Genomic DNA, 6996 nt, shown 5'->3' on the forward strand with positions numbered 1-6996 from the left:
GCCGTGTGGCCCAGCTCACAGATCACCGGCCGCCCGCACCGGTGGCTAAGGTGGCAGCCATGGACGTCAAGGACGGGCCGACAGCCCGTGGCACAGGCAGGGGCCCGGCCCGCGGCACGTACGCGGTGGGCGACGAGCGGCGCGCCCGCATCCTGGACGCCGCCGTGGAGCACTTCGCGCAGTGGGGCTTCCACGCGACCTCGCTCGCCCGGATCGCCAAGGACGTCGGCATCACCCAGGGCGGCCTGCTGCACCACTTCCGGACCAAGGAGGCCCTGCTCGTCTCGGTGCTGGAGGCCAGCGACGAGCACGACACCGAGCGGTTCTTCGCCGAGGAGTGCGAGAGCGTCGCCGACTGGTTCCACCGGCTGCTCGACCTCACCGCGTACAACAGCCGGCGCCCGGGCCGCACCCGGATGTTCAACGCCCTGGTCGGCGAGTCCGGAGACCCGGACCACCCGGCGCACGCCTTCTTCGCCCGCCGCTACCGCACCCTCGTCGCCGATGCCGCCCAGTCGCTGCGCCGGGGCGTGGACAGCGGCGAGCTGCGCCCCGACACGGACTGCGAGTCCGAGGCGCGGCAGTTGCTGGCCGTCATGGACGGGCTCCAGTTGCAGTGGGTGCTCGCCCCGCAGGCGGTCGACATGACCGCCGAACTGCGCGGCTACCTGGAGCGGTTGTACCGGAACCTGAGCACCACCGGGGGCGGCCTGCCTTCGGCGGCGGCCGAGTAGCCGGGCCCCTCCCCCACAGCAGGGGCCCGGCGGCTCTCGGGCGGCCCGACCGGCCGGTTCGGCCGGTCAGGCCAGCGCTCGCCGGCCTTCGGCGATCCGGCCCGGATCCCAGCCCCGGCGGGGCACGGAGTCCAGCAGCAGCCTGGTGTACGGGTGCCGTGGTTCGGTGAGCACCCGCAGGGTCGGCCCGGCCTCGACCACCCGGCCGGACCGCAGCACCACCACCTCCTCGGTGAGGTGGCGCACCACCGCGAGGTCGTGACTGACGAACAGGAAGCCGATCCCGGACTCCCGGCGGATCTCCCCGAGCAGGTCGAGGATCTGCGCCTGGATGGACACGTCGAGCGCGGCGACCGCCTCGTCGAGGATCAGCACCCGCGGCTCGGCGGCCAGTGCCCGTGCGATGGCCACGCGTTGGCGCTGCCCACCGGACAGCCGCCGGGGCAGGGCGGCGGCCTCGCGCTCGCCGAGGCCGACCTGGTCGAGCAGTTCGGCCACCCGGTGGCGGCGCTCCGTCCGCTCCAGCCCGAAGTGCAGCCGCAACACCTCGTCGAGGCAGGCGCCCACGGTGATCCGCGGGTCGAGCGAGAGGTACGGGTCCTGGAAGACCAGCTGGATGCCGCGCGCGTGGGCCAGCCGCCCGGCGCGGCCACGCGGACGGACCGACCGGTCCTCGCCGTCCAGGTGGACGGTGCCCGCGTCGGGCCGTTCCAGCCCGACGAGCATCCGGGCGGTGGTCGTCTTCCCGCAGCTGGACTCTCCCACCACGCCCAGCGAGCCGCCCGGCGGGAGGCTGAAGGCGATGTCGTCCACCACCGTCCGGGCTCCGAAGGCCTTGCGGAGTCCCTTGACCACCAGCCCACTTGACTCGGTCACGGCAGGATCCCTTCGTCGGCGCGCAGGCAGGCGGCGAGGCCCTCGCCGTGCCGGCGCAGGGCGGGCCGCTCGCCCGAGCACCGTGCCTCGGCGAACGCGCAGCGCGCGGAGAAGGCGCAGCCGGGCGCCGCCTCGGCCAGCGAGAGCGGGCGGCCGGGGACGGGCCGGGGCGGCGGGGCGTCCGGCTCGATCCGCGGGGTGCAGGCGAGCAGGCCGGCGGTGTACGGGTGGCGCGGGCGCGCGAACAGCGCGTCGGTGGCGCCGGTCTCGACGATCCGCCCCGCGTACATGACGTAGATGCGGTCGCTGACGGCGGCCGCGAGCTCCAGGTCGTGGGTGACGAAGAGCAGTCCGGTGCCGCGCTCGGCCTGGAGCCGGGTGAGGACGGCGACCACCTCCGCCTGGGTGGTGACGTCGAGGGCGGTGGTGGGCTCGTCGGCGATCAGCAGTTCGGGCTCGCCCGCCAGGGCGGCGGCGATGACCACGCGCTGGAGCATGCCGCCGGAGAACTCGTGCGGGCGGCGGCGCATGGCACCGCGCGGGTCCTGGATGCCCACCGCGTCGAGGAGGCGTTCGGCCCTGGCGACGGCCTGCTCGGCGGGGGTGCCGGCGGCGCGCAGGCCCTCGGTGAGGAAGTCGCCGATCCGGTGCAGCGGGTTGACCGAGGCGCGCGGGTCCTGGAAGACCATGGCGGCCCGGTGGGAGCGCAGTTCGCGCAGCCCCGCGCGGTCCAGGGTGAGCACGTCGCGGCCGCGCACCCGGACCTGCCCCTCGACCCGGGCGCCGTCGGGCAGCAGGCCGAGGACGCTCCGGCAGGCGACGGACTTGCCGGAGCCGGACTCGCCGACCAGACCGACCGTCTCCCCCGCCGCGACGTGCAGCGACACCTCGTCCAGGATGGGCCGGGCGGCCCGGTCGGCGGGCAGTCGGACACTCAGCCGGTCGATCTCCAACAGGGGCGGGGCCGTCTTCGCGCCCGGCGGCTCAGTGCCCGTCATGTCAGTGCCCGTCATGTCAGCACACCCGTCATCTCAGCACCCGTCATCTCAGCGCTCCCGTCTCGCGAGCCGGTCGGCGATGCCCTCGCCGACGATGCCGAAGGCCACCACGGCCAGCACGATGCACGCCGAGGGCGCGAGCGCCGGGAGCATGGCGCCCTGCTGGAGCGCGGTCTCCCCCTCGTTGATCATCGCGCCCCAGTCGGCGGCCGGCGGCTGGGCGCCGAAGCCGAGGAAGGACAGCCCGGCGAGGTCCATCAGGGCGTAGCCGAAGTTGATCGCGGACTGTGCCAGCACGGTCGGGGCGATGTTGGGCAGCAGGTGCCGCAGGCAGATCGTCCAGCCGGACCAGCCCTGGACGCGGTAGGACTCCAGGTACGGCCGGGCCTTCTCCTGCTGGGCCAGGCCGCGGACGAGACGTCCGACGTAGGGGGTGTAGGCGACGGACATGGCGATCACGGGCGCGGTCAGGCCGGGCCCGCTGACGGCCACGAACATGATCGCCAGCAGCAGTCCGGGCACGGAGAAGACCAGGTCCAGCAGCCGGGACAGCACGGTGTCGACCCAGCCGCCGCGCCACCCGGCCACCGTGCCGAGCAGGATGCCGAGCACCGTGGAGAGGCCGACGACCAGCAGCGGGCCGAGCAGGCCGGTGCGCGAGCCGTACAGCAGCCGGGACAGCACGTCGCGCCCCGACTGGTCGGTGCCGAGCAGGTGGCCGGCGCTGCTGCCGGCCAGCGGGGACAGCAGGTCCACCGCCTCCGGGTCGTACGGGGAGAGCAGCGGGGCCAGCACGGCGACCAGGACGAGCGCGGCGAGCAGCAGGACGGCGGCGGTGAACAGCGGTCCGCCGCCGAGCGGTCGCAGCCGTCGCAGCAGCGGGCGCCGGGTGGGTTCGGTGAGTGCGGCGGCGGTCACGCGGCACCTGCCCGGGTGAGCGCGACCCGCGGGTCGATCAGCGGCGCGAGCAGGTCGACGGCGAGGTTGACCAGCACGAAGCCGAGGACGATCAGCAGGGTGACGGCCTGGACGACGGGGAGGTCCTTGGCCGTCACCGACTGGACCAGCAGCTGGCCGACGCCGGTGACGTTGAAGGCGGTCTCCACGATCGAGGTGCTGACCAGCAGGCCGGCCAGCGTCGTCCCGCCGACGGTGACGATCGGGCCGAGGGCCCCGCGCAGCACGTGCCGGCGGATCACCGTACGCTCGGGGACGCCGCGGGAGCGGGCCACCTCCACGTGCTCGCGGCCCAGTTCGTCCAGCATCGCCGAGCGGGTGACCCGGGCGAGCAGCCCGGCGAGGGTGACGGCGAGGGCGAAGGCCGGCAGGGTGAGGTGGTAGAGCCGGTCGACCGGTCCGGTGCCGTTGGAGCCCGGGCCGGGGAACCAGCCGAGCTGGACGGCGAACAGCGACACCAGGCCGATCGCGGTGACGAAGGGCGGGGTGGCGGTGGCCACGCCGGTGCCGATCAGCACCACCCGGTCGGCGAATCCCGGGCGCAGCGCGGCCAGGGCGCCGGTGACCACGCCGCCGACGCAGACCAGCACCGCCGCGTAGCCGATCAGCAGCGCGGTGCCGGGCAGTCGGGAGCCGAGCAGCGTGCCGACGTCCTGGCGGAACTGGATCGAGCGGCCGAAGTCGCCGTGCAGGGCGCCGCCGAGCCACTTGAGGTACTGGACCGGGAACGGGTCGTCCAGGTGGTACTGGGCGGCGATCGCGGCCCTGGCCTCCGGGGTGGCCGGGTGGCCCTTGAGCAGGAAGGAGACCGGGTCCCCCGGTGCGAGGTGCACGGCGCTGAAGACCAGGAACGAGGTCACCAGCAGCACCGCCGCCAGCCCGAGGAACCGGCCGAGCAGGTATCCGGCCATCAGTGCGCGGAGCCGATCGTCGCGGCCCACGGGTAGTAGAGCTGGGCGATGCCGGCCGGGGCGCCGGTGATCCCGCTGCCCAGGAAGACGGAGAACGGTGCCTCGTAGAGCGGGATCGTGGGCAGTTCGCGGACGGCGATCTGCTGGAGCTTCGCGGTCAGGTCCGACCGGACGGCCGGGTCGGTGGCGGCCACGGCCTGGTCGTAGAGGGCGTCGAACTCGGGGTCCGACCAGTTGGCGTAGTTGCCGAAGTCGCCGGTGTGCAGGGACTGGTAGAACTCCAGCGGGTCCGGGGTGTTGTCGTAGCCGTTGGTGACCACGAGGTCGAGGCCGGCCCGGGCGGCGGGGTCGGTGAACAGCGCCGAGTAGGCGTCCGGGGAGACCGGCTTCAGTTCGACGTCCAGGCCGATCTGCCGGCCCGCCGCCTGGACGGCGTTGCCGACCACGCTGATCTCCGGAGCCAGCGAGCTGGTCGCCATCACCACCTTCCGGCCGGTCGCCCCGGCCTCCTGGACGAGCCTGCGGGCGCCGTCGACGTCATGGACGGGCGCGGGCAGGGCTGCGAAGTAGCCGGCGGTGCGCTCCGGGGTGAGGGCCCAGGCCCCTTGTGCGGCCGGGGCCTTGGCGGGAGTGCCGATGCCGCCGGCGGCGGACTTGATGATGCCGTCGCGGTCCAGCGCCATGGAGAGGGCCTGACGGACCTTCCGGTCTCCCAGGGTGCCCTGGAGGTTCAGCACCGCGAGGTCGGCGGCGGCGGTGTTGGGGCCGAAGTAGACCTTGCCCCGCGGGGATCCCTGGATCTGCACCAGCGAGCTGGAGGGCACCATGTAGCCTCCGTCGACGGTGCCGGAGAGCCAGCCGTTGGCGCGGGCCGCCGAGTCGGCGATGAACACGAACCTGACGCTGTCCGCCTTCGGTGTCAGGGAGTTGTCCCAGTAGGCGGGGTTCCGCTTCAGCGTGATGCTCTCGCCCTGGGCCCAGTGGTCGACCGCGTACGGGCCGGTGCAGTCCACCCCGCCCTTCGGGCTGCCGTAGTCCTTCCCGGCCTTGGCGAGGTAGGCGGCGCTCTCGATGGTGCCGGGCGAGGCGGCGAGCAGTTCGTTGAGCAGGACGTCGGGTTTGGCGAGCCTGATGGTGACTTCGAGCGGGCCGGACTTGGTGATCGAGGCGACGTTCTTGAAGGCGCTGGCCCAGGAGGAACCGGTGGAGGGGTCCATCTGCCGGGTGAGGGAGGCGACCACGTCCTCGGCGGTCATGGCGGCGCCGTCGTGGAACTTCACGCCTTCGCGCAGGGTGTACACCCAGGTCAGCGGGTCGGGGTTGGCGGACTTCACGGCCAGGCCCGGTTCGATCCTCAAGTCCGGTGTGACGCGGAAGAGTTGCTCGCAGACGTTGGCGAGCACGGTGTTCGGCGGATAGTCGTAGGCGAGCGCGTAGTCGAGCGACTGCGGCTCCGCGTAGAGCGACCAACTGAACGACGGGATCGTTCCCCTGGCCGCCGGGGTGAGCGCGGCGACCTGGTCACCGGCGGTGCCGGCGGCGTTCCCGGCGTGCTTGGCCGAGGCGCCGGAACAGGCGGTGGCGGTCATCGCGACCAGGAGCGCGCCGGTGGCGAGGAGAGCGGTGGATCCGGTGCGGCGCGAAAGAAGGCGCACGGCGCAACCCACCCCTTTCTGAGTCGTGGGGGCTGGGAGTTGCAGTGGAGTATTGATGCGGGAACGTTCCCGCACAAGGCTTTGCGGGAACGATTTTTCAGAGGTCGCGACGGGGTGACGAAGGTCCGTCCGGACTGGCAGCATCGGCACATGACCGACACCCCGCGCCGCGGCGACCCGGCCGCCGTCCCCCGGATCCGCCTGGTCGACGTCGCACGCGAGGCCGGCCTGTCCAAGACCACCGTGTCCGCCGCGCTCAACGGCACCGGCCGGATGTCCGACGCCGTGCGCGAGCGCGCCCGCGAGGCCGCCCGCCGCCTCGGCTACCGGCCCAACGCCACCGCCCGGCTGCTGCGGGCCGGCCACGCCCGGCTGATCGGCTACGCCGTCGGCGAGTTCGCGCGCGATCCGGGTTCGTACCTGACGTCCCCCTACTTCGCCCAGCTCACCAGGGCCACGGCCGGCGCGGCCCTCCAACGCGGTTACGCCCTGGTCCTCCTGCCCGCCCGCTGCGGGCCGGAGGAATGGGCCGACCTTCCCCTGGACGCCGCCATCGTCGCCGATCCGCTCGACGACGACCCGCTCGTCGAGGACTTCATCGCGGCACGCGTCCCGCTGTTCACCGACCGCTCCGTCGAGGGCCGCCCCGGGACCCACTGGGTGGACGTGGACGCCGACGGGGCGGTCCGCGAAGTGCTCGACCACCTGCGGGACCAGGGCGCGCGGCGGACCGTCGTCGTCCTGCCCGGCACCGCCACCCGCTTCCACACCGCCGTCGCGGACACCTACCGGCGGTGGTGCGCCGAACACGGCGCCGTGCCCCGGCTCGTCCACACCCAAGGCCCCGGCGACGGCCCGGTGGTCG

Annotated in this window: 7 protein-coding genes; 2 read left to right on the forward strand and 5 right to left on the reverse strand. The window is 73.7% G+C overall.

Features of this window, described 5'->3' with window-relative positions; genetic code table 11:
- Positions 1-59: 59 nt before the first annotated feature.
- Complete coding sequence (locus J0670_RS25515) at positions 60-734, forward strand: TetR/AcrR family transcriptional regulator (RefSeq protein WP_207814007.1); 675 nt, start codon at positions 60-62, stop codon at positions 732-734.
- 66 nt (positions 735-800) lie between these two features.
- Here the strand turns inward: J0670_RS25515 and J0670_RS25520 are convergent, their stop codons facing one another.
- Genes J0670_RS25520 through J0670_RS25540 form a run of 5 tightly spaced genes read right to left on the reverse strand, consistent with a single transcriptional unit; the run spans position 801 to position 6131 of the window.
- Complete coding sequence (locus J0670_RS25520; RefSeq protein WP_374223163.1) at positions 801-1610, reverse strand: ABC transporter ATP-binding protein; 810 nt, start codon at positions 1608-1610, stop codon at positions 801-803.
- Complete coding sequence (locus tag J0670_RS25525) at positions 1607-2608, reverse strand: ABC transporter ATP-binding protein (RefSeq protein ID WP_207814008.1); 1002 nt, start codon at positions 2606-2608, stop codon at positions 1607-1609. Before J0670_RS25525 ends, J0670_RS25520 begins: the two co-directional genes overlap by 4 nt.
- A 48-nt stretch (positions 2609-2656) precedes the next feature.
- Positions 2657-3526: an ABC transporter permease gene (locus J0670_RS25530; RefSeq protein ID WP_207814009.1), complete on the reverse strand. Its 870-nt coding sequence runs from the start codon at positions 3524-3526 to the stop codon at positions 2657-2659.
- On the reverse strand, positions 3523-4476 hold the full coding sequence (locus J0670_RS25535) for an ABC transporter permease (protein ID WP_207814012.1): 954 nt from the start codon (positions 4474-4476) through the stop codon (positions 3523-3525). Before J0670_RS25535 ends, J0670_RS25530 begins: the two co-directional genes overlap by 4 nt.
- The gene (locus J0670_RS25540; RefSeq protein WP_307806684.1) at positions 4476-6131 is read right to left on the reverse strand and encodes an ABC transporter substrate-binding protein; all 1656 of its coding nucleotides are present in this window, start codon (positions 6129-6131) and stop codon (positions 4476-4478) included. The genes J0670_RS25535 and J0670_RS25540 overlap by 1 nt, the downstream gene beginning before the upstream one ends.
- A gap of 150 nt (positions 6132-6281) precedes the next feature.
- Between J0670_RS25540 and J0670_RS25545 the strand changes: the two genes are divergently transcribed.
- The coding region (locus J0670_RS25545) for a LacI family DNA-binding transcriptional regulator (protein WP_207814010.1) at positions 6282-6996 on the forward strand (715 nt) is incomplete at its 3' end.

The sequence above is a fragment of the Streptomyces sp. FH025 genome (genome assembly GCF_017427025.1).
GTDB lineage: Bacteria > Actinomycetota > Actinomycetes > Streptomycetales > Streptomycetaceae > Kitasatospora.